Here is a 22,577-nt window from a genome sequence, read left to right as displayed (position 1 = left end):
AACCCTTTTGAAGGCAATAGCCAAAGAAAGGGTTTTTTATGTTTAAAAAGGTAATTGCTTGGCGATACAAGAAAGTGGATTATCTTTGCAACCTTAAATGAAGTACCATGATTGCTACCATATGTAGAAAAGCTCATTTTAATGCGGCACACCGTTTACATAATCCTAAATGGAGTGATGAAAAGAATATTGAGGTTTTTGGTAAATGCAATAGCCCACATTACCATGGTCATAATTTTGATTTAGAAGTTAGAATCCGTGGAGAAGTAAACCCAGATACTGGATTTGTTATGGATTTGGCTGTTTTGGGTAGCCTGATTAAAAACGAAATTGAAGAGCGATTTGACCATAAAAATCTAAATGAAGACTGTCCAGAATTTGCAGATATTTTACCTTCTACAGAATACTTTGTGAAAGTAATTTATGATATTCTAAAACCTAAGCTTACTACAGGGCAGCTATTACATATCACCTTACATGAAACTACTAAGAATTCTGCCGAGTATGGAGATTGGTAGTTTATTGTAATCTATAATTATTTTAGGAGTATTAGCTCAGTTGGTTTAGAGCGCTGCCTTGACAGGGCAGAGGTCACTGGTTCGAATCCAGTATACTCCACTTTTTAAGGTGTTTATTTCGTTTTTAAGTTATACTGTAAATTAATTCCTAAGTAATAGTTCTTTCTTCTTTTTTTTTGTTCAACGCGTTGTTTTATAAACTGTTAAATCTTCCTGAAAGTTTTTGAAATTAGGTTCCTAATTTCAATTTGTATCCAATTTTAGATTTCATTTGCCGCCAAATTATAAATATGGAAATAGGCATAATGCTTATTGGTTTTTTACTGGCAGGATATGCTGTTGTAGCAAATGATGTTATACAGACCTTAGGCACTTTTATCGTATCTAATAAGGCTTATCATTGGTCTTTGTTATGGGGTTTTGCTGGTGTTATCTTAACATTAACCTTAGTTTATAGCTGGTATTTTAATGGTGGAGATGTGTCTTATCAAAGGTTAGACAAAATTCCATTACCAGAACGATTACATTGGTCATTTTTGTTGGCTCCTTTGGCGTTGCTTATTCTAACAAGGTTAGGTATGCCGGTGAGCACAACTTTTTTAATTTTAAGTGTATTTTCATCTCAACAGTTTATTAGTCAAATAGTTCTAAAATCGGTATTGGGCTATGCTATAGCTTTTGTAACTGCTTTTATTTTATACCTCATAGTTTCAAAATTTTTAGAGAGCAAAACTTCGCTAGAAAAAGTAGAGAACCTAAATAAAAATCGTTTTTGGTTAATAGCGCAATGGTGTACTACTGGTTTCCTATGGTCGCAATGGTTAATTCAAGATTTTGCTAATATTTTTGTTTTTTTACCTAGAAAACTTTCGATACTAGAACTTTTTTTAGCACTGGTATTTATACTCTTTGTTATGGCGCTAATTTTTAAGCAACGAGGAGGAAAAATTCAAGAAATTGTCGCTAAAAAAACAAATACGCAGCATATACGTTCAGCTACAATAATAGATTTGTTGTATGCCTTGTTATTGTTTTTTTATGGTAATGTAAATTCGGTTCCCATGAGCACAACGTGGACGTTTATTGGCTTGTTAGCAGGTAGAGAACTAGCTATTACTTTTGTAATGCACCGTACTAATAGTAAAGCGATAGTGATAATGGTAAGAAACGATTTATTTAAAGCTCTGACTGGATTATTAGTAAGTATTGGAGTGGTTTACTTTATCAAATATCTTGTTGGTATGTAATGTTAGATGGATAGATTGCAACTAGTGCTTTTACCAAACCAAGCAAGACGTTGGCTTGAAGCATAGTTGTACACATTATCTCTTACCCATAATGGCACCCATTGTAAGAGTTTGGCAATGGTATTAAATCTAGGTACTTGTTCTAAGATTTTAAGAAATCCGTCTGAATGGGTGTAAGCTGTACAATCCTTAATTAAAATAACGGTAGTAAGCCTAGCTTTAGGAAATTGATGGGTTGTTAGTAACGCTTGCCCTTTAGGTGATTGAAAAGGTATATACCGAAATTGCTGTTTAGAATCGCGGTTCAGTAACCAACTTACAACACCATTGCACAGGTTGCATTCACCATCAAAAATTATAATTTGTTCCTCCATAACGGCCTGGGTTTCTTTTATTTTGTACGCAGGACTAGGGAAGGCATTTCAACCTAAAGTAATATTTGGCTAAAGTTTAAGATTTACAGCAAATCTAAGATACGCTCCATTGCCATTCCTCTAGACCCTTTTATTAATAGTGTGCTCTTGGGTATCACCTGGGCGTTAAGGTGCTTCTTTAAAGCTTCAAAATTTTTAAATTGAAGCGCCATGGTTTTAACTTTATTATAATTTTCACCTACCAAGTATGCATTGTTCAGCCCCAATTCTAGTAAATAATCTGCTATGGCTTGGTGTTCTTGGTGAGCAGTTGCTCCAACTTCAAACATATCTCCTAAAAAAACAATTTTAGACTGATCAGGTAAAGCTGCAAAACTTGTTAGCGCAGCTTTAGTGCTCGTAGGGTTGGCGTTGTAAGCATCTAATATTACATGGTGGCCATTTTTTTCTAGTAACTGAGAGCGATTGTTTTTTGGGTTATAATTTTCTAAAGCTTTTTTGATGGCCTTTTTAGGTACATTAAAATATTTTGCAATGGTGATAGCGGCGCAGCAATTGGTAAAGTTATATGCTCCGATTAATTGGGTTTGTACTGTTATATCTTCAAATTGTAACCGTACTTTAGGGTTGGCACTTAACAATTGAATTTGGTAATAATCTTGCAGTTCTTGGCTAAAACCGATTTTCTTTATGTAGGGTGCCAATTTTTCTAATTGTATGGGGTCATCGGCATTTAAAAAGATATGTTTATCATGCTTTTTAAGGTAGCTATACAATTCGCTTTTACCTTTAATTACTCCTTCAATACCGCCAAAACCTTCTAAATGAGCTTTTCCAAAATTGGTGATATAGCCAAAATCTGGTTGTGCTAAGTTAGATAGAAAAGCTATTTCTCCTTGGTGATTGGCGCCCATTTCTACAATGCCTATTTCGGTGTCTGGAGTTAGTCTTAACAAGGTAAGGGGGACACCAATATGATTGTTGAGATTACCGATGGTTGCAATAGTTTTGTAGGTGGTGGAGAGTACAGCGTGTATCAACTCCTTTGTAGTGGTTTTTCCATTGCTACCTGTAAGGGACACAATTTTAGTTTTGCAATAGTTTCTATGATAGATGGATAGCTTTTGCAGAGTTTCTAATACATTATCTACTAAAATTGTTTTTTCAGAAATTTTATAGTTTTCTTCATCTATTAAAGCAAAACTGGCACCTTGTACTAATGCTTGTTCCGCAAAAGCATTACCATTAAAATTGGGTCCTTTTAAAGCAAAGAACATACAGTTAGGCGTAATTTTTCGAGTGTCTGTAGAGACACTGTCGCAGCTTAAAAAATGCTGGTGAATAAGGGCTAAATCCATGGCCCGAATATATAAAAAAAGCCCTTGGTCTAAACCAAGGGCTTTTCTATTTTGAAACTAAATTGTCTTATTTTGCTTTTTTATGTCTTACCGTCTTGTTTTTAGACTTAGACTTGGAGCCTACTCTAGACATGGCACATCTAAAGCCAACATCATCAGTTGCCATGTATTGTGGTAAATACCTTCTTTGAGCAGGATCTAACCAGAACGCTCTATCTCTCCAAGAACCACCTTTATAGACTCTTACTTCGTCATTAATTAAAGATGTTCTGTAGTTAGAGGTATCGTACTGTCTAATTAAATTTCCAGAAGAATCTCTTTCTACTTTGTGTTTAGGAGCATCGTACATTTTACGTTGGTCCTCTTCCTCTTCACTAAATCTATTAAAGAATCTAGAAGAACCTGCGTCACCATCTCTGTACCCTCTGTTATCGCTAGAAGAGAAATTAGTTCTTAAGTAGGTTTCTTCTTCTCCTACAGGCACTTCTTTTATTTCTCCTGGTAAATTCATTGCTACAATTTTACCGTTAGGCAAAGTGTCATATACAATAGAATCTCTTAAGATTTTTACTTTTCCGTCTTCTCCAATGGCTTTTTTCATGTAGATATTTCCACGGTAGTAGTTAAAATCACTTATTTCATCATCTACAATTGGTCGGTAAACATCAGCAACCCATTCACTTACATTACCGGCCATATCGTATAAACCAAAATCGTTAGGCTTATAAGATTTTACTTGAGCAGTGATATCAGCACCATCATCAGACCATCCAGCTATACCGCCGTAATCTCCTTTACCTTGCTTAAAGTTAGCCAATTGGTCTCCGCGTCCTAAACGTTGTCCGTTACGGGTATAATCACCTTCCCAAGGGTATTTTTTTCTACCTCTATAATTGTTGTACTCTCTAGAACCAATAAGCGCTTGCGCAGCATATTCCCATTCTGTTTCTGTTGGTAGGCGATATTCTGGAGTAATTACCCCGCTAGAACGCTTGGCGAATACATTAACAGAATCTTTTTGCTTTTTTCCTTGAAGGGAGTCTATTTGTCCACCGTAAACAGATTCAGGATTATTAAGATAAGCTTCAGTACTAAACGTACCATCAACATCTCCATTAAGAACTCCATACATGGCGTCTTCTTCTATATATCCGTCACGTACCAACATGATTTCGTTAACACGGTCTGTACGCCATTCTGCATATTGCGTAGCTTGTACCCAGTTAACACCAACTACAGGATACTCCGCATAAGCAGGGTGTCTTAGGTAGTTATTGGTCATGGTTTCGTTAAATCCTAATCGGTTTCTCCATACCAAGGTATCTGGCAAAGCACCTTTGTAAATGTTCTCATACATTGGGTTTTCTGGTGGATACACCTTTTTTAGATAGTCCAAGTACTCCATGTACATTACATTGGTAACCTCAGTTTCGTCCATATAAAAGGACTGTACGTGCTGTTGCGTAGGAGAATTATTCCAATCATGCATTACATCGTCTTGTACTTGTCCTTTGGTAAACGTTCCTCCTTCTACAAATACAGTTCCTGGAGGTGTCTCTTGTTCTTTAAAATCGGAGTTATGTTCAAAACCTCCATCCTTTCCATTGATATTCCACCCTGTGGCCCTAGAAACGTCTCCGCCACCAGATGAGTTTTTACAACTGGCCAAACTTCCAATAACCAATGCAGAAGAAAGTGCTACTTTAAAGTATTTTTTCATAATAAAGACTTGAGTTCAAAAGTCGATGCAATTCACATTCGACACTTTAGTTTTATTTGATTTTATAAATCGCTTTCGGCAAATAGAACGCAAAGATCCTCACAATATTTTATTTATCTCAAATTTTATTGGAGAAACTTAGCAATCCGCACAAATCATAACGCATATCTTTGGTCCTAAGTATGATGTCATTTAAAAAAAGATAAATTTTATAGTACAAGTATAAGATTTGAACAAAAAAACCGTTTTAATGGTCATACGTCTAAGAAATTTGACCTTAGAGTCTATTTGTTTGACATTTCGAAACACTATATAATAGTCACAACCAAATGAGAAAACTTATTCTTTTTGCTGTACTTGTTGGATTGGGTAAAGTACAGGCACAACAAGACAGAACAATTACTACTGCAGTTCCATTTTTAAATATTGCCGCTGACGCTAGAGCAGCAGGTATGGGAGATATGGGTGTAGCTACTTCGGTAGATGCTTTTTCCCAGCAATGGAACCCTTCTAAATATGCATTTGCAGAACGTAAGTTTGGAATCGGGGTAAGTTATACTCCGTATTTAGAAAGTATTGTGAATGATATTTCTTTGTTGAGCGCCAATATGTACAACAAACTGAATGAAAGAAGTGCTTTTGGTGTAGGTATCCGTTATTTTGGTTTAGGAGAAATTGAATTACGCCAAAATGCTAGTGATCAAGCTACTTTGGTTAAACCTAATGAGTTTGCTATTGACGGTACTTACGCATTAAAATTGAGTGAAACCTTTTCCATGGCTATTGGAGGACGTTTTATAAGTTCTAACCTCAGATTTCAAGAAGGTACACAAGATTCTCAAGCGGCAAATAGTTTTGCTGTGGATGTGTCTGGTTTTTACCGGTCAAGAGAAATAGCTTACAATAGCTTTGACGGTCGTTGGAGAGCAGGATTTAATATTTCTAACTTAGGAGGAAAGATTCAGTATGATGAAGGTGGACAAGAAAACTTTTTACCAACCAATCTTAGATTAGGGGGTGGTTTCGATTTTATCTTGGATCAAGACAACGTTCTTGGTGTTTATACGGAGATTAACAAATTATTAGTTCCAACTCCCCGTGATTTTAACGGTGATGGGGTAATAGATCAATCGGATACTGATGAGTATCAGCAAATAGGTTTCTTTAGTGGGGTGTTTGAATCTTTTGGTGACGCACCAGATGGATTTAAAGAGGAATTACAAGAAACAACCCTTGCTTTCGGTGCAGAATACAAATACCAAGAAGCATTTATGCTAAGAGCAGGCTATTTTAATGAGAATGAGAACAAAGGAGCTAGAAGCTTCTTTACATTAGGAGCAGGCTTTAAATTTAAAGCGGCTCAAGTAGATTTGTCTTATTTATTCTCTACTTCTCAGGTAAGAAGTCCTTTAGAAAATACGTTGCGTTTTTCTTTGACCTTTAATTTAGGTGAAGAATTCTATAACGATTAACAAAAAAGATGTTACATTGAAACCCCGACCTTATGTCGGGGTTTTTTATTTTTAGCACATATTTATACCTGATGATTAAAAAAACTATTAGCTGCGAAATAGAGGTTTATGAAAGTGAAAAGGCGCTACAGCCAAATGATAAAAGTTTAATGCAAGCCGCCGTTGAGGCACGTGATGGTTCTTATGCCCCGTACTCTAAATTTAATGTGGGTGCAGCCTTACTTTTAGAAGATGGAATTGTAGTTAAGGGGAGTAATCAAGAAAATGCCAGTTACCCGTCTGGCCTATGCGCAGAGCGGGTTGCCATCTTTGCAGCAGGAGCTAATTATCCAAATAAAAAAATCATGGCCATAGCTATAAGCGTAGCATCTCAGTTGCATTTGGTAGACCGTCCAGCAGCTCCATGCGGTAACTGTAGACAGGCAATTCTAGAATACGAAGTAAAACAACAAACCCCCATAAGCATCCTTATGCAAGGGGCTGAAGGTGCAGTATATAAAAGCGAATCATTGGGTAATTTGTTACCATTATCATTCGATGGTTCTTTTTTGGGTGATTCTTAAATCAAATTTTTCCAAAAAACATATATATACGTATTTTTGTTCCTTGCTCACGGAGGGCGTAGTATCTAACAATACATACTCATGAAAAAAATCACAAAAGAGGTATACCTTAAGTGGTATGAAGACATGCTTTTTTGGCGCAAGTTCGAGGACAAGCTTGCCGCAGTTTATATTCAACAAAAGGTAAGAGGGTTCTTGCACCTGTACAATGGTCAAGAAGCGGTATTAGCAGGTTCTTTACATGCAATGGACCTATCTAAAGATAAAATGATTACTGCTTACCGTAACCACGTACAGCCCATAGGTATGGGAGTAGACCCTAAAAAAGTAATGGCAGAATTGTATGGTAAGGTAACAGGTACCTCTAAAGGTATGGGTGGCTCTATGCATATTTTCTCTAAGGAACATGGGTTTTATGGAGGACACGGTATTGTTGGCGGTCAAATTCCATTAGGTGCAGGTTTGGCATTTGCAGATAAATATTTTAAACGAGACGCTGTAACATTATGTTATATGGGTGACGGCGCGGTAAGACAGGGGTCATTGCACGAGACCTTTAACCTTGCAATGCTGTGGCAATTGCCAGTAGTTTTTATTTGTGAAAACAACGGGTATGCCATGGGTACTTCTGTAGCTAGAACATCTTACTCCACAGATATTTACAAGCTAGGTTTGGGTTACGAGATGCCATGCGCGCCTGTAGATGGTATGGATCCGGCAGTTGTAGCTAAAGAAGTTTCTAAGGCAATTGAACGCGCTAGAAGTGGCGGCGGACCAACATTCTTAGAAATGAAAACGTACCGTTACAGAGGTCACTCAATGTCTGATGCTCAGCATTACAGAACTAAAGAAGAAGTTGAAGAATACAAAAAAATAGACCCAATTACGCAGGTAAAAGATGTGTTATTGGAGAAAAAATACGCTACCGAAGAAGAGATTAAGGAAATGGATAAGCGTGTGAAAAAGCTTGTTACTGAGTGTGAGAAGTTCGCAGAAGAATCAGACTTTCCTCCAGTTGAGCAATTGTACGATGTGGTTTACGCCCAAGAAGATTACCCATTCTTAAAACATAAATTATAGACTCATGGCAGTAGTAGTAAATATGCCAAGATTGAGCGATACCATGGAAGAAGGTACCGTTGCTAAATGGCTAAAAAATGTTGGGGACCACGTAGAAGAAGGAGATATCTTAGCAGAGATAGAAACTGATAAAGCCACTATGGAGTTTGAATCCTTTAATGAGGGTACTTTACTTCATATTGGTATACAAGAAGGAGAAGGGGCTCCAGTAGACTCTCTTCTAGCCATTATAGGCGAAGAAGGAGAAGACATTTCTGGATTGCTAAATGGTGAAGGAGCATCAACTTCAGAAAAAGAGAAAGAAAAAGAAGAAACAACATCCCAAGAGAAAGAAGAAGTAGCATCTACAGGTGAACCTGCTGATATTCCAGAAGGTGTTGAAATTATTACCATGCCAAGACTGAGTGATACCATGGAGGAAGGTACGGTTGCTTCTTGGTTAAAAAAGGTTGGTGATGAAGTTGAGGAGGGGGATATCCTAGCTGAAATTGAAACAGATAAAGCTACAATGGAGTTTGAGTCCTTTTACTCAGGTACCTTATTACACATAGGTATTCAAGAAGGGGAAGGAGCTCCTGTAGATTCTTTATTGGCTATAATTGGTCCAGAAGGGACTAATGTGGATGCTATTTTAAATGCAAAACCTTCTGAAGGAAAATCAGAAGCTAAAAGTGAAGCGCCTAAAAAAGAAGAAACTCCTAAAGAAGAAAGACAAGCCGAAACAGCAAGCTCAAGCTCAGCATCTGGTGGTCGTATTTTTGCATCACCTTTAGCTAAGAAAATTGCTGCAGATAAAGGTATAGATTTAGCAACCGTGAAGGGAACTGGAGATAATGGACGCATTGTACGTAAAGATGTAGAAAACTTTACGCCAAGCGCACAAGCTGCTGCTCCAGCTACTGCTACTTCTAGCACAAGTGCTGCGCCTGCTTCGGTTGCGCCAATAAACTTACCCGTAGGAGAAGAACGTTCAGAAGAGGTTAAAAACTCTACCATGCGTAAGGTAATTGCTAAACGTCTGGGAGAATCTAAGTTTACAGCGCCACATTACTACCTGACCATAGAGGTAGATATGGACAACGCTAAGGCTTCTAGGGCACAAATTAACGGATTGCCAGATACTAAAGTATCTTTTAATGATATGGTACTAAAAGCATGTGCTATGGCACTTAAAAAGCACCCGCAAGTAAATACCTCTTGGAACGGTGATACTACTGTTTACAATCATCATGTACATATGGGTGTAGCAGTAGCGGTAGACGAAGGTTTGGTTGTACCTGTTTTAAAATTTGCAGACCAAATGAGCTTAACTCAGATTGGTGCTTCTGTTCGCGATTTAGCTGGTAAAGCTAGAAACAAGAAGATTAAGCCTGATGAAATGGAAGGTAGCACATTTACGGTTTCTAACTTAGGTATGTTTGGCATACAAGAGTTTACTTCCATTATCAATCAGCCAAACTCTGCTATACTGAGTGTTGGTGCAATAATAGAAAAACCAGTGGTTAAAAATGGTGCAGTTGTACCTGGTAGTACTATGAAAGTTACTTTGGCTTGTGACCATAGAACGGTAGATGGTGCAACGGGAGCTCAGTTTTTACAAACGTTAAGAGCTTACTTGGAGAACCCAGTAACTATGTTGGCATAACCATTTAAGACTTATAAATTTTTAAAAGCATCCTTTACAGGGTGCTTTTTTTATCTTTATAATTTAATACAATAGAGATGAAAAGAGTATCAATATATATATTAGGGTTAAGTTTTTTGGCCTGCGGAACTCCAAAATTAGTGGTAACAAACCCAGAAGATGTGCAGCCTGCAAGGGAAGAAACTACTTTGCAATCTGGACCAGATGGCTTAAAAGCGGATACAGAAAAATTTAATACTGCGATAGCTAAATCTTACCCTGTAACTACTTCCGAAGAGGTGGGTAGAATTATGGGTTTCTTGGCTTCTGACGAGCTACAAGGAAGAGATACAGGTTCTGAAGGAATTGAAAAGGCTGCCGTTTTTATCGAAAATCATTTTAAAGCGAATGATGTTGCTCCGTATTATGAGACGTATAGAGACGAGCTGAGCAATTATACCAAGCCAGCTTTTAATGTTTTGGGAATAGTGCCTGGTAATGATGAACTTCTTAAAGACGAAGTAATCATAGTCGGAGCACACTATGACCACATAGGTACTATGAGTCCTGTGGCTGGGGATAAAGTAGCAAATGGGGCCAATGATAATGCCTCTGGAACTACAAGTGTTTTGGAAATGGCAAAGTATTTTGGACAGCATAAGACCAATAAACGAACTATAATTTTTGCTTTATTTAGTGCAGAAGAAAAAGGGTTATTAGGCTCGGCCCATCTAGCAAAACGGATGAAAAAGGAAGGCGTTAATCTCTATGCAGTCCTAAATTTTGAAATGATTGGAGTGCCCCTGCAAAACAAAAATTATGAAGTATATATAACAGGTTACGAAAAGAGTAATCTAGCAGAAATAAGTAATGCATATTCTGGTGCTAATTTGGTGGGTTATTTGCCAACGGCAAAAAAAAATGGATTGTTTGCTAGGTCTGATAATTATCCATTTTACAACGAATTTAAAATTCCAAGCCATACGTATTGCACCTTTGACTTTACCAATTTTAACTTTTACCATAAACCAGATGATGAAGTAGAGCAAATGGATATGTCGCACATGGCTAACACTATAAATAAATTTACACCAATGGTAGAAGGTATTGCTAATGGACCTAAGGGTGAAATAAAAATGAACTAAATACAGATGGCAAAAAATATTATTATCACTGGAACCAGCAGAGGAATTGGTTTAGAAATGGCAAAACTTTTTGCTGATGAAGGGCACAAAGTGTTAGCATTATCTAGAAATCCTAGACCAGTTTTGGACTTGAATCACGCTAATATTGCCACATTTCAGTTTGATTTAAGCAAGGTAGAAGAATACCAAAAAGTAACTGAATTTATTAGCGATTGGGATTCTGTAGACGTGGTCATTAACAATGCCGGTAGTTTAGTGAACAAACCTTTTGAAAAGTTGTCTTTTGAAGATTTTGAAGCCGTGTATCGGGTTAATGTTTTTGGCGTAGCCGAATTAATTAAAACAGTACTTCCCAAAATGAATGCTGATGGCCATGTAGTCACCGTTAGTTCCATGGGAGGCATCCAAGGAAGTATGAAGTTTCCTGGACTAGCTGCATACAGCAGCAGTAAGGGAGCTGTAATTACATTGATAGAATTATTAGCAGAAGAATACAAAGAAAACGGTCCTTCTTTTAATGTTTTAGCATTAGGAGCGGTACAAACAGAGATGCTAGAAGAGGCTTTTCCGGGTTATAAAGCTCCAATTACTGCTTTAGAAATGGCAAATTATATTAAAGACTTCGCTTTGACTGGCAATAGATTTTACAATGGAAAAGTGTTACAAGTAAGTAGCTCTACACCATAGAAAACTAGAAAAACTTATTTAGATATTGTAAGACTGATTTCTTTAGCATTAGAAGTCAGTCTTTTTTCTGAGTTATTTGCTTTTGCTTCATTAGAATTGGCAGTTATTTTTTTAAATCCTCTGGGAGCATCTATTAAAAGTGTCCAATCTGTGTTGATTTGTGTTACCTTTAATTTTATTGTATCGCCTTTTCTTTCAAAATAAACGGATACGCTATTTTCACCATCACCCACCTGTACATTTTCTAGACTAGCCTTATTCCATTTTGACGGCATATTGGGTTTTATATGTACGGTTTTATTTTGTGCTTCTGGTTGAATACCAAAAAATTGATGAACCATTGGATAGGCGTAGCTATAAATGTTCCATGCCTGTGTCATCATACCATAATCTGGAGAAACCTCATACATGCTTCCAGGTAATGCATAACTAAAGCTTCTGGTCATCCGTTCTAGATATTCCAAAGCTTTATCTGGCCTGTTGTAATTGTTCTCAGCAATGGCTTGTACACCTGTCGGTAAAGTCATTACAGCACCTGTATAGGAAAAGACTTTAGGCGCTACAAAGGTGTTTTCGTCTGCACCTGCAGAAGCATCCCTGTCAATACCTGTTACAAATACGCCAAACGGATTCACAAATTGTTCTGCGGTTTGTAGCGCTTTCAATGCTTTGGCTGTATCTGCAATGCCGACTTCCATTGGTGTATTTACAACCCAATTGTGGTGCAATACAAAAGGTCTTGGAGTATCCGAAGGATTTTTTTTAATGAAATCAGCTGTATTTTTCAACTCCTTAATAGCCCATGGTTTGTTTAAAGTATCCGCTCGGATAATGGCATCATCTATCAAATGCAACGCCTGTTCATCTGTGCCTATAAAATCAGCATAACTATTAAAATCATCTGACCAAAATTCCTGATTTATTTTAGTTGTAAGTTCGGTTGCTTTTTTGTGGTAGTCTTTGGCTAAATCAATTTGATTTAATTCCATTGCCATTTGCGCAGCAGCGGCAAATGCTTGCTGGGTATAGGCTGCTACATCTATCATTTCACTATCCAATCCATGAATTTCCATCATACCAAATCCTTCAGGGAAACCATTCTTATCCAAATCATTGTGGGCTAATAACCAAGCTAATCCTTTTTTAACGGTAGGAAAGTAGCGTTTTAAAAAAGCCTTGTCACCGTTCCATTGATAAACGCGCCAAAGTAAGGTGGCAAATTGTGGGGTTTCGTTGATATTTCCAGGATTAAAAACAGCACCATTGGTAGACATTTCATGAATAATCTTGCCATTGCCATTTACTTTTTCAGAAACACTATCTAAAAGTCTTATGGTATTGTAAACCGCATCGGTTTGACCAACCGCCATGTAGCCTTGTAAAGCATATTCACTATCTACACCAAACCACCAAGGATAATCTGGTAAGCCTGCTGTAATTCCACTACCTACTTCTGGTACATTACGTATTAACCAATTACAATTATATTTTAACCATCTAAAAGCCTGTTCCATATCTTTATCTGGTATAGTAAGTTTGGTTTTTTGTGCCAAAGCTTGGTATCTACTTTTCTTAGCTACAAAAGCCTGGTGCCAATGTTGTTGAATATTTTTAAGAGTTTTAAGAGTAGCTTCTTTAGAAGTATAAGAACCTGCAATCGCAAAATTAATAAGCTTGTCTTTTTGCGCGCCTATGGTGAATTCATATTGCAGAGAATTTAAAGAGGTGTTGTCTATCGTTACTTCGGTAGTATTTCCTGTTGATTTTTCTGAACTATTAAACGCGGTAAACCATGAATTTGCTTCGTCCTTAATTAAAAAACCGTCAATGGTACTATCAAACTCAGCACGGTCTTTACCATCAATCATATCAGTACGCTCTCCAAGCCATGTCGGTCTTAGGTCAGAGGTTGTCTTAAAATTTAAGTCTATAGCTGTAGGAGTTTTGCTTTTGTTTTTTATCAGTACTTGTACTAAAACTCCTTCTGTATCATCGGGAACAAATTGCCAACGTTCTATTTGGAGCTGTGGTTCTTCTAAATTGTAGGTGTGCTGATTGTAAAAAGGATAATTGGTAAAAATATCTGCTTGAGTTAAAGCATACTCTTTGTTATCCAAAATAATAGAAAGCTCAAAACCATCCATTAGTTTTATTGGGTGGATCCATATGCCGCCCATTTCTCCTTTAATGTGCCATCCTAAATCAGGAAAACTCCCATTTTGATGCCCTACCATGTATACTCGATTACCAGCAGTTACAAAAGGGGAATCTAAATACGCAGACTTTCCTTGGATATGTTCTATCTCGGTACTTAATGCAGCTATGTTACTAGAAATGTCGTTTTTCTTGCAAGCAAAGCATAGTAGCGATAAAAAAACTAATACGTGGAGCTTCATACATTCAGTTTTACTAAATGTACTTAGAGTTGTTTTAAAATTCAGATTTTTTTAACCAAAAGAATTTAGTTCTTCCAAGGTAAAGACCGTTATTTCTGGCCTAACATTAAATCGTAATTGATGCAAATGTCCTAAGGCTCTGTTGATATATAGCGTACGGCCATCAAACAGGTCAATTTCACCAGCACTGTACCTAGGATTTTGTACGGGAAGTATTGGGGGTTCTAAAAGAGGTAATTTGCATTGCCCACCATGGGTATGTCCGGATAAAATCCAGCCTTGATAACCATTCCATACATCTAAATCGCACACATCTGGGTTGTGGCATAGGGCAATATTAGCTTGGGAAGCATCATACTGTTTCAATACATTTTTAGGGAAAAAGTTAGTGCCCCAGTAATCGTCTATGCCTATAATATTTAGCCCGTGAATATTTTGCTGTTCGTTACGTAAAACGGTAATACCCTCTTGCGTTAATAAGTCTGTGATAGTATCCGCAATTTCTGCATCTAACCACTGTTCTCCATAATCATGGTTTCCAAGGATAGCATAGGTGCCCAAGGCTCCTTTTGGTGCTTTTTGTAAAACTTTTTTTAAATCTAAAAAGGTGTCGTTGTTTTCAAAATGGATAAAATCTCCTGTGTAAACTACAAAGTCTGGGTTTAAGCTTGTGCCTTTTGCAACTGCATCTAATAGGTATTTTTGATTTACTTTAGGTCCAACATGGATGTCACTAAGTTGTAATAAAGTTTTGCCAACGAGTGGTTTAGGTAAATTGGCAACAGGCATACGTTTGTGTACAAATTCTAACCAATGTGGTTCTACTTGCCAGGAATACAAGCCCATTATTGCTCCTGTGCCGGCAAGTGCTGCTGCTCCCTTCAAAAATCTCCTTCTGCTTACCATAATGTTGGTTGTATTTACACGAATAAAATTAAAATACACCCTCTTAACGTTTGTAAAGTTCTCATTATTTTATCGCTACGTCTTAAAATAGTAGCTTTCTAATCTCTATTTTTGTTGCATGAGCCAAGTGTTGGAAAAGTATTTGCCAGAAATGGCTGTGACACCTTGTTTGGAATTAATTAAGCAGTTTGGAGTTCATTTAAAGATTGTGAACAAACGCGTAACTAGGCATGGGGATTATAGACGGCTGCCTAACGGACAACATCTAATTACTATGAATGCCACAAGTAATAAGTACCAGTTTTTAATTACGCTAATCCATGAGATTGCGCATTTGGTGGCTTTTGAAAAATATGGTAGGCGAATAAAACCGCATGGGGTGGAGTGGAAACAAACCTTTATAAATTTAATGGTGCCATTTATAAGACCAGAAGTTTTCCCTACTAAATTGCTGCCGGTAATTGCAAATCATTTTAGAAATCCTAAAGCAAGTAGTAGTACAGATACTAATTTGGCCCTTGCATTGAAACAGTATGATGCAGTGCAACATAAAGAAAATTCTTACGTTTTTGAATTACCTATGGGAAGTGTTTTTCGTATTTATAATGGAAAAATCTTTAAAAAGGGTAAAAAAAGAACCAAACGCTATGAGTGTTTGGAGGTGGCAACGGGACGGATGTATTTGTTTCAGCCCAATGCTGAAGTAGAAGTATTAAAAGACTAAATATAGACCATGAATAAAAATTATTATGCCGTTTTAATGGCTGGTGGCGTAGGATCACGCTTTTGGCCGGTAAGTACAACCAATAATCCAAAGCAGTTCCATGACATGTTAGGAACTGGAAAGTCCTTAATACAAAAAACATTTGACCGTTTAAATAAATTTATACCCACAGAAAATATTTTAATTCTCACCAATGAACGTTATAATGATTTGGTGTTAGAACAACTCCCAGCAGTAAAGCAAGAACAGGTGGTGCTAGAACCTGCAATGCGTAATACCGCACCATGTATTTTATATGCATCGTTAAAGATTCAGAAAATGAATCCGAATGCGGTGATGATTGTAGCACCGAGTGACCACTGGATAGAAGACGAAGCTGCTTTTGAGGCAGACGTAAAAGCTTGTTTTGCTAAGTGTGAAGAACAAGATGCATTATGTACGCTGGGGATACAGCCTACTTTTCCTAATACCGGATTTGGGTATATTGAATTTGAAAAATCGGCCACAGAAGATTTAAAGCCAGTAGCACAGTTTAGAGAAAAGCCCGATTTAGAAACGGCAAAGTCATTTATAGAACAAGGTAACTTTTTATGGAATGCCGGTATTTTTATGTGGAGCGTAGAAACTATTGTAAATGCCTTTAAAGCATACCAGCCATCGCAATATAACTTGTTTGAGAAAGGTTTGTCTTGCTATAATAATAGCGAGGAAAAAGATTTTATAGCCGAACATTATCCACAGGCAGAAAACATATCTATTGATTATGCTATTTTAGAACAGGCCAAAAAGATTTATACCTTACCTGCTACTTTTGATTGGAATGATTTAGGTACTTGGGGCGCTTTATACGATAAGTTAGAAAAAGACCCACAAGATAACGCAACAGTAAATGCCAATACCGTACTAAACGATGCTAAAGGAAATATGATTAGTACTAAAGCAGGTAAAATAGTAGTGATTGATGGTTTGGATGATTATATTGTTGTAGATAAAGATGATGTGTTGTTAATTTACCCAAAATCCAAACAGCAAGATATAAAGCAAGTAAGAGGGCAGGTTAGTGATGCGTTTGGAGACGAATTCGCATAATATATGAGTCAAAATTTATTTAAAGAAGACGACCACAAAACCGAATCTAATTCGGAAGACGTTAAAAAGGATTTTCAAGGTTTACTAGGTAGTGTAAAAAAGTTCTTGTCAGAGCTTTTAGAGATTAGAAGTAATACAGACGCTGTAGCCACAAAGGAATCTATTATACAAGATATACCTTTTAAAGGCCATACATCTTGGATTCTCATTTGTTCCATATTTATTGCGTCTATTGGGTTAAACGCCAATTCTACAGCAGTGGTTATTGGAGCAATGCTAATTTCTCCGCTTATGGGCCCTATATTAGGTATGGGATTATCCTTAGCCATTAATGATGTGGAGACCTTACGCAAATCTTTAAAAAACTTTGTGGTCATGGTGGTACTTAGTGTAATTACCGCCTTTCTTTTCTTTTATGTTTTTCCTATACAAGACGAAAGTTCTGAGCTCTTAGCTAGAACAAAACCAGATATTAGAGATGTATTAATTGCATTCTTTGGTGGTTTGGCATTGGTTATTGCACGTGCTAAAAGAGGTACCATTGCAAGTGTAATTTTTGGAGTAGCCATAGCCACAGCATTAATGCCGCCACTATGTACTGTTGGTTTTGGTTTGGCTATTGGTAAATATTGGTATGCGTTAGGGGCTATGTACCTGTTTATAATTAATACCATTTTTATAGGCTTAGCAACCTTTTTGGTAGTAAAATACCTTCGTTTTCCTATGGTTAAGTATGCCAATAGCCAAAGAAGACGTTTTATTGCACGTATTGCATCCACCGTAGGTTTTTTAGTAATGCTCCCAGCGGGTTATACTTTTTATATGGCTTTTAATGAGAGTATGTTTAAAAAGCAAGCGCAAGAGTTTTTAGGAGATACTATTGAGTCTTATGAGTTTTCTAATAATGGTAGGTATGTAGATAACCTTACTAAACTAGAATACGAGAAAGATGGTGGTGTAATAGAAATTGTTTGCATGGGTACTGAGGAAATCCCAGAAAACATCATCAATTCTTGGCGTACTAAAAAGAACAATTTTAGTAAGCTTAAAGATGCGGAATTACACGTTATACAGGGTGGTAAGGATGATTCTGAAGAAAAATTTAACTACGTGACCGAGTTATACGAAGCTAAAAAGGCAGAATTGCTAACCAGAGAAGAGCGAATACATTTTTTAGAGGCAGAAGTGGCCCGTTTGAGTAGAAATGTAGGAAAGCAAATTCCTTTTAGCGAAATTACGGCTGAAGCTAAAATTAATTATGAGGATTTAACAGAAATCAATTTTGCATATCAAATCAAATCTAACTTTAAGAAGTTAGATACTGTACCTGTTTTTGAGGTAAAATGGGACGACAAGATAAAAGAGGCTCATATAAAGAAAGAGCAAGAAAAACTTTCTAAATGGTTAAAGCAGCGTTTGCAAGATAGTACGTTGCAGATAAGACGTTTATAAATCTAGAGTAAAAGGAGCTGATTTTTTAAATCAGTTCCTTTCTTCAATATACATTTGGCGAACCTTTTTAAACAGTTCAGAAGAATATACAAAGTCTGTAACCGCTTCATTTTCTGTTTTAAAAATTTCTTTATTGGTGCCTTCCCATTCTAGATGACCATTCTTTAGAAAAATAATTTTTTCTCCAATTTCCATTACAGAATTCATGTCGTGCGTATTAATTACTGTGGTAATATTGTACTCATCCGTAATTTCATGAATTAGATTATCTATAATGATAGCTGTTTTGGGGTCTAAACCAGAATTAGGTTCATCGCAAAATAGATAGCTAGGCTTCATTACAATAGCTCTAGCAATGGCAACCCTTTTTTGCATACCTCCAGAAATTTCTGAGGGATATTTTTTATGCGCGTCTTTCAAACGAACCCTTTCCAAAACAAAGTCTACACGGTCTTGCATTTCAGACTTACCCTGTTTGGTAAACATATCTAAAGGAAAGCGTACATTTTCTTCTACCGTCATAGAATCAAATAGAGCGCTACCTTGGAAAACCATCCCCATATCTTGTCGTAAATCTCGTTGCTCATCATTTGTCAACTGGGCATAATCTTGGCCACTATAGCGTATAGCGCCTTGTTCAGGAAAAAATAATCCTAACAAGCATTTTAAAAAAACAGTTTTACCAGAACCACTTTGGCCAATGATTAAATTGGTTTTTCCTTGCTCAAAAGTGGTGCTAATCCCTTTTAATACATGGTTCTCACCAAACGTTTTATGGATGTTGTCTACTTCTATCATTAGCCAAGCATTAATTGGGTTAAAACATAATTTAAAATAATTAGTACCACAGAGGTCCAGACAAATGCTGTGGTACTTGCTTTACCAACTTCTAGCGCTCCCCCTTGCATATAATACCCAAAATAAGAGGGCATTGTTGCTATGACAAAAGAGAATAGTAATGTTTTTATAAAGGCATAATACACATGGAAAGGAATAAAATCTAACTGTAAGCCCATAATGTAATCTCCACTAGGGGCATAATCTCCAAATACAGCTGCTACCCAACCTCCTAATACTCCGGTGTACATGGCAATAGCTACTGCAAATGGATAAAAAAGCATGGCAATAATTTTTGGGAAAACCAAGTAGTTTAAAGAGTTTACACCCATAACTTCTAGGGCATCTATCTGCTCTGTAACCCGCATGGTACCGATACTAGAGGTAATGTAAGAACCCACCTTTCCTACCATGATAATAGAGGTAAATGTTGGTGCAAACTCCAAAATAACAGATTGCCGTGTGGCAAAACCAATAAGACTTTTTGGGATTAATGGGTTAGTAAGGTTTAAAGCGGTTTGTATGGTTACCACCCCGCCAATAAAGAAGGCTATAAATATTATAATCCCCAGAGAACCATATATAAGTTCATCTATTTCTTTGAGTATCAAAGTCTTCATGATGGACCACTTAGTAGGTTTTTTAAAAACCTCCCAAACCATAATAAAGTATTTTCCAATAGAAGCAAGGTAATTCATGCAGCGAATGTCTATATCCTTTGGTAAAAATAAGAATAATGCTGCGCTTTTAACCTTGTTTTAATCCATTAACACGGTTTATTGAATAGTTTTGCATGGGATAATTTATAATTATGAATAAATACAGATTGTGTATTGCACTACTATTACTGTGTGCAATAACTTGGACCACATCAGCACAAAGGAGGAAGAAGAATGCTAAGGAGACACCAGAAATTCACCAAACTCAAAAACCAAAACTTGTAGTTGGTATTATTGTAGACCAAATGCGTTACGATTATCTTACTCGTTTTTGGAGCCACTATGGAGAAGGCGGTTTTAAAAGATTAGTAAATAATGGTTTTAATTGTAAAAACCATCACTTTAATTACGCTCCCACAAGTACTGGGCCTGGACATACATCGGTCTACACTGGTACAACACCGGCTGTACATGGTGTAATTGGCAATAATTGGTACGATAAAGAAACAGATAAATCTGTTTACTGCGCTGCGGATGACAGTTACACCTCTGTAGGTACAACATCTGCTAAAGGACAAATGTCTCCACACAGAATGTTGACAACAACCATTACAGATGAGTTAAGATTGTTTACGCAAATGAGAGGTAAGACCATTGCAGTAGCTATTAAAGATAGAGGGGCTGTCTTGCCTGGTGGCCACACGGCAAATGCAGCCTATTGGTTTGAAGGTGGTACTACGGGTAACTTTATTACCAGTTCTTATTATATGAATCAATTGCCCAAATGGGTACAAGATTTTAATACATCTTCTATTGTTGAGGACTATAAAAAACCATGGGAAACTCTTAAGCCAATCACAACTTATAAAGAAAGTGTTGTAGATGCCAATAATTACGAGGGTAAGTTTAGAGGTAAAGATACTACAACCTTCCCATATGATTTGCCAGTACTTTGGGAAGAAAATGGGCAATTTAGTATTTTGAGTAGTACGCCATACGGCAATAGTATTACTACAGATTTTGCCTTAGCAGCTTTAGAAGGCGAAGCTTTAGGTGCGGATAACGACACTGATTTTTTAGCGGTGAGCTATTCGAGTACAGATTATGTAGGTCATAAATTTGGGGTAGATTCCAAAGAGATACAAGATACATATTTAAGATTAGATAAGGATTTAGAACGATTATTAAATGGTTTGGATGCTAAAGTTGGTGCAGGTAATTATACTTTATTCCTAACTGCAGACCATGCCGCCATACCTGTACCGGCTTATTTAGAAGACCAAAAAGTGCCAGCCGGATATCTAGAAATGGACGCTATTAAAACCCAATTTCAAGAGTTTTTAAAATACCGTTACGGAACCACAGATATTGTAAAGAATATTAGCAATGAGCAAATCTTTTTAGACCATAAAGTGGTTAATAATTTAGATATAGCATTGGCAGACGTTCAAGAAGAAATTGCGTATGAGATTTTGGGTTACAGTGATATAGATAAAGTATACACAGGCAACCAAATGTGGCAACAAAATTATACCAAAGGCATACCTTACATTTTGCAAAATGGATGGCACCAAAAACGTTCTGGGGATGTAATTTATGTGCCTAAACCTGCGCACATTAGTTATTCTAAGACAGGGTCCACGCATGGTTCTCCTTTTATTTATGATACTCATGCACCGCTATTGTTTTATGGTGTAGGATTTAAAAAAGGGGAAACGGCTAACCGTACAGAGATACCAGATATAGCCCCTACCTTATCGGTTTTATTAGGCATTTCTTTTCCTAACGGAGCTACTGGAACGCCGATAGAAGAAGTGTTAGAATAAGGTGTATTGATAGAATAAGTAGAAAGTCGCTTTAGAGCGACTTTTTTTATATCCTTAATTTAGAAATAACACCTTTCCAGCGGTGCTTTCTAATGTATTTGCCTTCGGCTTTGGTAACAAAAGGTTTTGTGCCCGTAAAAAATGCTTTTAAGTAGCCTACAATTCCTTGTAAATAGAGTAGGGGAGATTTTGCTTGTAGCGCCATTTTTAACAACGCAATTTTTGCTAGCGCGATGTCGTATCGCATTTGATAGAGTGCTTTTCCTTTTTGTTGATAGCTTTTAACAGAGTACCCATGTCCAGTAGGTCTTAAATGTTTTACGATGAGGTTTTCATCTGTTTCTATTTGAAAATCGTGAAACATACATAACAGCGTGTCTACGGTATCCCAGCCAACACCAGGTTTTAGCCCTCCCATGAGTTCAAAAAGCTGGCGGTAATACAATTTAATAGGGCCACGCACATGGTTTTTATTAGCGATACCCTCAAACTGCCAAACACCATTTTTTTCTACATGCAAAACTCCCGAGCACATGCCCAATAGCCAGTTGGCTTTAAATCGGTTGCGCATGACTTCAAAGTAATTGGGAGGCAGAATGATATCAGCATCAAACTTACCAATTAAGTCGTACGCAATTTTGGTTTTTTGCAAGCCAAAGTTAAAAGTGTCTACCACTTTTTTTCCGGGAATGTGTACATCTTCACTCTTACGTTGCACTACGGTAATCCAAGGGTGTCTGGTAGCAAAAGAAGCTGCAATTTGGTACGTCTCGTCGGTGGAATTATCGTCCACTACAATGAGCTCGTCTGGAGGCTGTGTTTGTGCCACAAAGGAAGCTAAACAAGCGTTTAAATATTTAGCTTCATTATGAGCAGGGATGATGATGCTTATTTGCATGT

20 protein-coding genes and 1 tRNA gene are annotated in these 22,577 nt (G+C 37.0%); 13 read left to right on the top strand and 8 right to left on the bottom strand.

The genetic code is table 11. The features are described 5' to 3' along the window. Positions 1 to 107 precede the first annotated feature (107 nt). The 3 genes from FBT53_RS13355 to FBT53_RS13345 all read left to right on the top strand — a co-directional run bounded on the left by FBT53_RS13355 (position 108) and on the right by FBT53_RS13345 (position 1,765). A complete protein-coding gene (locus FBT53_RS13355) occupies positions 108 to 518 on the top strand; it encodes a 6-carboxytetrahydropterin synthase (protein WP_136951689.1) in 411 nt (136 codons plus the stop codon). Positions 519 to 543: 25 nt separating this feature from the next. After that, positions 544 to 618, top strand: a tRNA-Val gene (locus FBT53_RS13350). A 190-nt stretch (positions 619 to 808) separates the two neighbouring features. Then, positions 809 to 1,765 carry a hypothetical protein gene (locus FBT53_RS13345; RefSeq protein WP_136951688.1) on the top strand — a complete coding sequence of 319 codons (957 nt, stop codon included), beginning with the start codon at positions 809 to 811 and terminating at the stop codon, positions 1,763 to 1,765. Positions 1,766 to 1,767: 2 nt separating this feature from the next. Here FBT53_RS13345 and FBT53_RS13340 read toward each other — a convergent pair whose 3' ends face one another. The 3 genes from FBT53_RS13340 to gldJ all read right to left on the bottom strand — a co-directional run bounded on the left by FBT53_RS13340 (position 1,768) and on the right by gldJ (position 5,217). Next, the gene (locus tag FBT53_RS13340) at positions 1,768 to 2,139 is read right to left on the bottom strand and encodes a thiol-disulfide oxidoreductase DCC family protein (RefSeq protein WP_136951687.1); all 372 of its coding nucleotides are present in this window, start codon (positions 2,137 to 2,139) and stop codon (positions 1,768 to 1,770) included. A gap of 83 nt (positions 2,140 to 2,222) precedes the next feature. Next, the gene (gene murF / locus FBT53_RS13335; protein WP_136951686.1) at positions 2,223 to 3,497 is read right to left on the bottom strand and encodes a UDP-N-acetylmuramoyl-tripeptide--D-alanyl-D-alanine ligase; all 1,275 of its coding nucleotides are present in this window, start codon (positions 3,495 to 3,497) and stop codon (positions 2,223 to 2,225) included. A gap of 67 nt (positions 3,498 to 3,564) precedes the next feature. Continuing rightward, positions 3,565 to 5,217, bottom strand: a complete 1,653-nt coding sequence (gldJ, locus tag FBT53_RS13330) for a gliding motility lipoprotein GldJ (protein ID WP_136951685.1) — start codon at positions 5,215 to 5,217, stop codon at positions 3,565 to 3,567. Positions 5,218 to 5,546: 329 nt separating this feature from the next. Between gldJ and porV the strand changes: the two genes are divergently transcribed. The 6 genes from porV to FBT53_RS13300 all read left to right on the top strand — a co-directional run bounded on the left by porV (position 5,547) and on the right by FBT53_RS13300 (position 11,788). Continuing rightward, on the top strand, positions 5,547 to 6,689 hold the full coding sequence (gene porV, locus FBT53_RS13325) for a type IX secretion system outer membrane channel protein PorV (protein ID WP_136951684.1): 1,143 nt from the start codon (positions 5,547 to 5,549) through the stop codon (positions 6,687 to 6,689). 71 nt (positions 6,690 to 6,760) lie between these two features. Then, positions 6,761 to 7,252 (top strand): cytidine deaminase, encoded by a 492-nt coding sequence (gene cdd / locus FBT53_RS13320; protein WP_136951683.1) that lies wholly within the window; start codon positions 6,761 to 6,763, stop codon positions 7,250 to 7,252. 81 nt (positions 7,253 to 7,333) lie between these two features. Continuing rightward, positions 7,334 to 8,332: a pyruvate dehydrogenase (acetyl-transferring) E1 component subunit alpha gene (pdhA, locus tag FBT53_RS13315; protein WP_136951682.1), complete on the top strand. Its 999-nt coding sequence runs from the start codon at positions 7,334 to 7,336 to the stop codon at positions 8,330 to 8,332. 4 nt (positions 8,333 to 8,336) lie between these two features. After that, positions 8,337 to 9,977, top strand: coding sequence for a pyruvate dehydrogenase complex dihydrolipoamide acetyltransferase (locus tag FBT53_RS13310; RefSeq protein ID WP_136951681.1), 1,641 nt, complete (start codon positions 8,337 to 8,339; stop codon positions 9,975 to 9,977). A gap of 77 nt (positions 9,978 to 10,054) precedes the next feature. Continuing rightward, positions 10,055 to 11,101 (top strand): M28 family peptidase, encoded by a 1,047-nt coding sequence (locus tag FBT53_RS13305; RefSeq protein WP_136951680.1) that lies wholly within the window; start codon positions 10,055 to 10,057, stop codon positions 11,099 to 11,101. Between the two features lie 6 nt (positions 11,102 to 11,107). Beyond that, entirely contained in the window at positions 11,108 to 11,788 is a 681-nt protein-coding gene (locus FBT53_RS13300) for an SDR family oxidoreductase (RefSeq protein ID WP_136951679.1), read from the top strand. 14 nt (positions 11,789 to 11,802) lie between these two features. On the opposite strand, the gene FBT53_RS13295 is transcribed toward FBT53_RS13300, so the two are convergent. Continuing rightward, entirely contained in the window at positions 11,803 to 14,184 is a 2,382-nt protein-coding gene (locus FBT53_RS13295; protein WP_136951678.1) for a glycogen debranching protein, read from the bottom strand. A 51-nt stretch (positions 14,185 to 14,235) separates the two neighbouring features. After that, entirely contained in the window at positions 14,236 to 15,090 is an 855-nt protein-coding gene (locus FBT53_RS13290) for a metallophosphoesterase (protein ID WP_136951677.1), read from the bottom strand. Between the two features lie 118 nt (positions 15,091 to 15,208). On the opposite strand from FBT53_RS13290, the gene FBT53_RS13285 reads away from it, so the two are divergent. From FBT53_RS13285 to FBT53_RS13275, 3 genes are read left to right on the top strand one after another with little or no spacing between them, the layout of a single operon-like run. Beyond that, a complete protein-coding gene (locus FBT53_RS13285) occupies positions 15,209 to 15,814 on the top strand; it encodes a SprT-like domain-containing protein (protein ID WP_136951676.1) in 606 nt (201 codons plus the stop codon). A gap of 9 nt (positions 15,815 to 15,823) precedes the next feature. Beyond that, positions 15,824 to 16,903, top strand: coding sequence for a mannose-1-phosphate guanylyltransferase (locus FBT53_RS13280; protein WP_136951675.1), 1,080 nt, complete (start codon positions 15,824 to 15,826; stop codon positions 16,901 to 16,903). 3 nt (positions 16,904 to 16,906) lie between these two features. Continuing rightward, positions 16,907 to 18,355, top strand: a complete 1,449-nt coding sequence (locus FBT53_RS13275) for a DUF389 domain-containing protein (protein WP_136951674.1) — start codon at positions 16,907 to 16,909, stop codon at positions 18,353 to 18,355. A 30-nt stretch (positions 18,356 to 18,385) separates the two neighbouring features. Here the strand turns inward: FBT53_RS13275 and FBT53_RS13270 are convergent, their stop codons facing one another. Next, a complete protein-coding gene (locus tag FBT53_RS13270) occupies positions 18,386 to 19,153 on the bottom strand; it encodes an ABC transporter ATP-binding protein (RefSeq protein WP_136951673.1) in 768 nt (255 codons plus the stop codon). Continuing rightward, positions 19,153 to 19,890, bottom strand: a complete 738-nt coding sequence (locus FBT53_RS13265; RefSeq protein ID WP_136951672.1) for an ABC transporter permease — start codon at positions 19,888 to 19,890, stop codon at positions 19,153 to 19,155. The genes FBT53_RS13270 and FBT53_RS13265 overlap by 1 nt, the downstream gene beginning before the upstream one ends. Positions 19,891 to 20,003: 113 nt before the next feature. Between FBT53_RS13265 and pafA the strand changes: the two genes are divergently transcribed. Further along, on the top strand, positions 20,004 to 21,677 hold the full coding sequence (gene pafA / locus FBT53_RS13260; RefSeq protein ID WP_136951671.1) for an alkaline phosphatase PafA: 1,674 nt from the start codon (positions 20,004 to 20,006) through the stop codon (positions 21,675 to 21,677). A gap of 46 nt (positions 21,678 to 21,723) precedes the next feature. On the opposite strand, the gene FBT53_RS13255 is transcribed toward pafA, so the two are convergent. Then, entirely contained in the window at positions 21,724 to 22,575 is an 852-nt protein-coding gene (locus tag FBT53_RS13255) for a glycosyltransferase family 2 protein (protein WP_136951670.1), read from the bottom strand. Positions 22,576 to 22,577: the final 2 nt, after the last annotated feature.

This window comes from Flavobacterium sp. ASW18X, assembly GCF_005144745.1.
Taxonomy (GTDB): Bacteria; Bacteroidota; Bacteroidia; order Flavobacteriales; family Flavobacteriaceae; genus Croceivirga.
The sequence above is the reverse complement of the archived record's forward strand: the minus strand, read 5'-3'. Positions and strand labels throughout refer to the sequence as shown.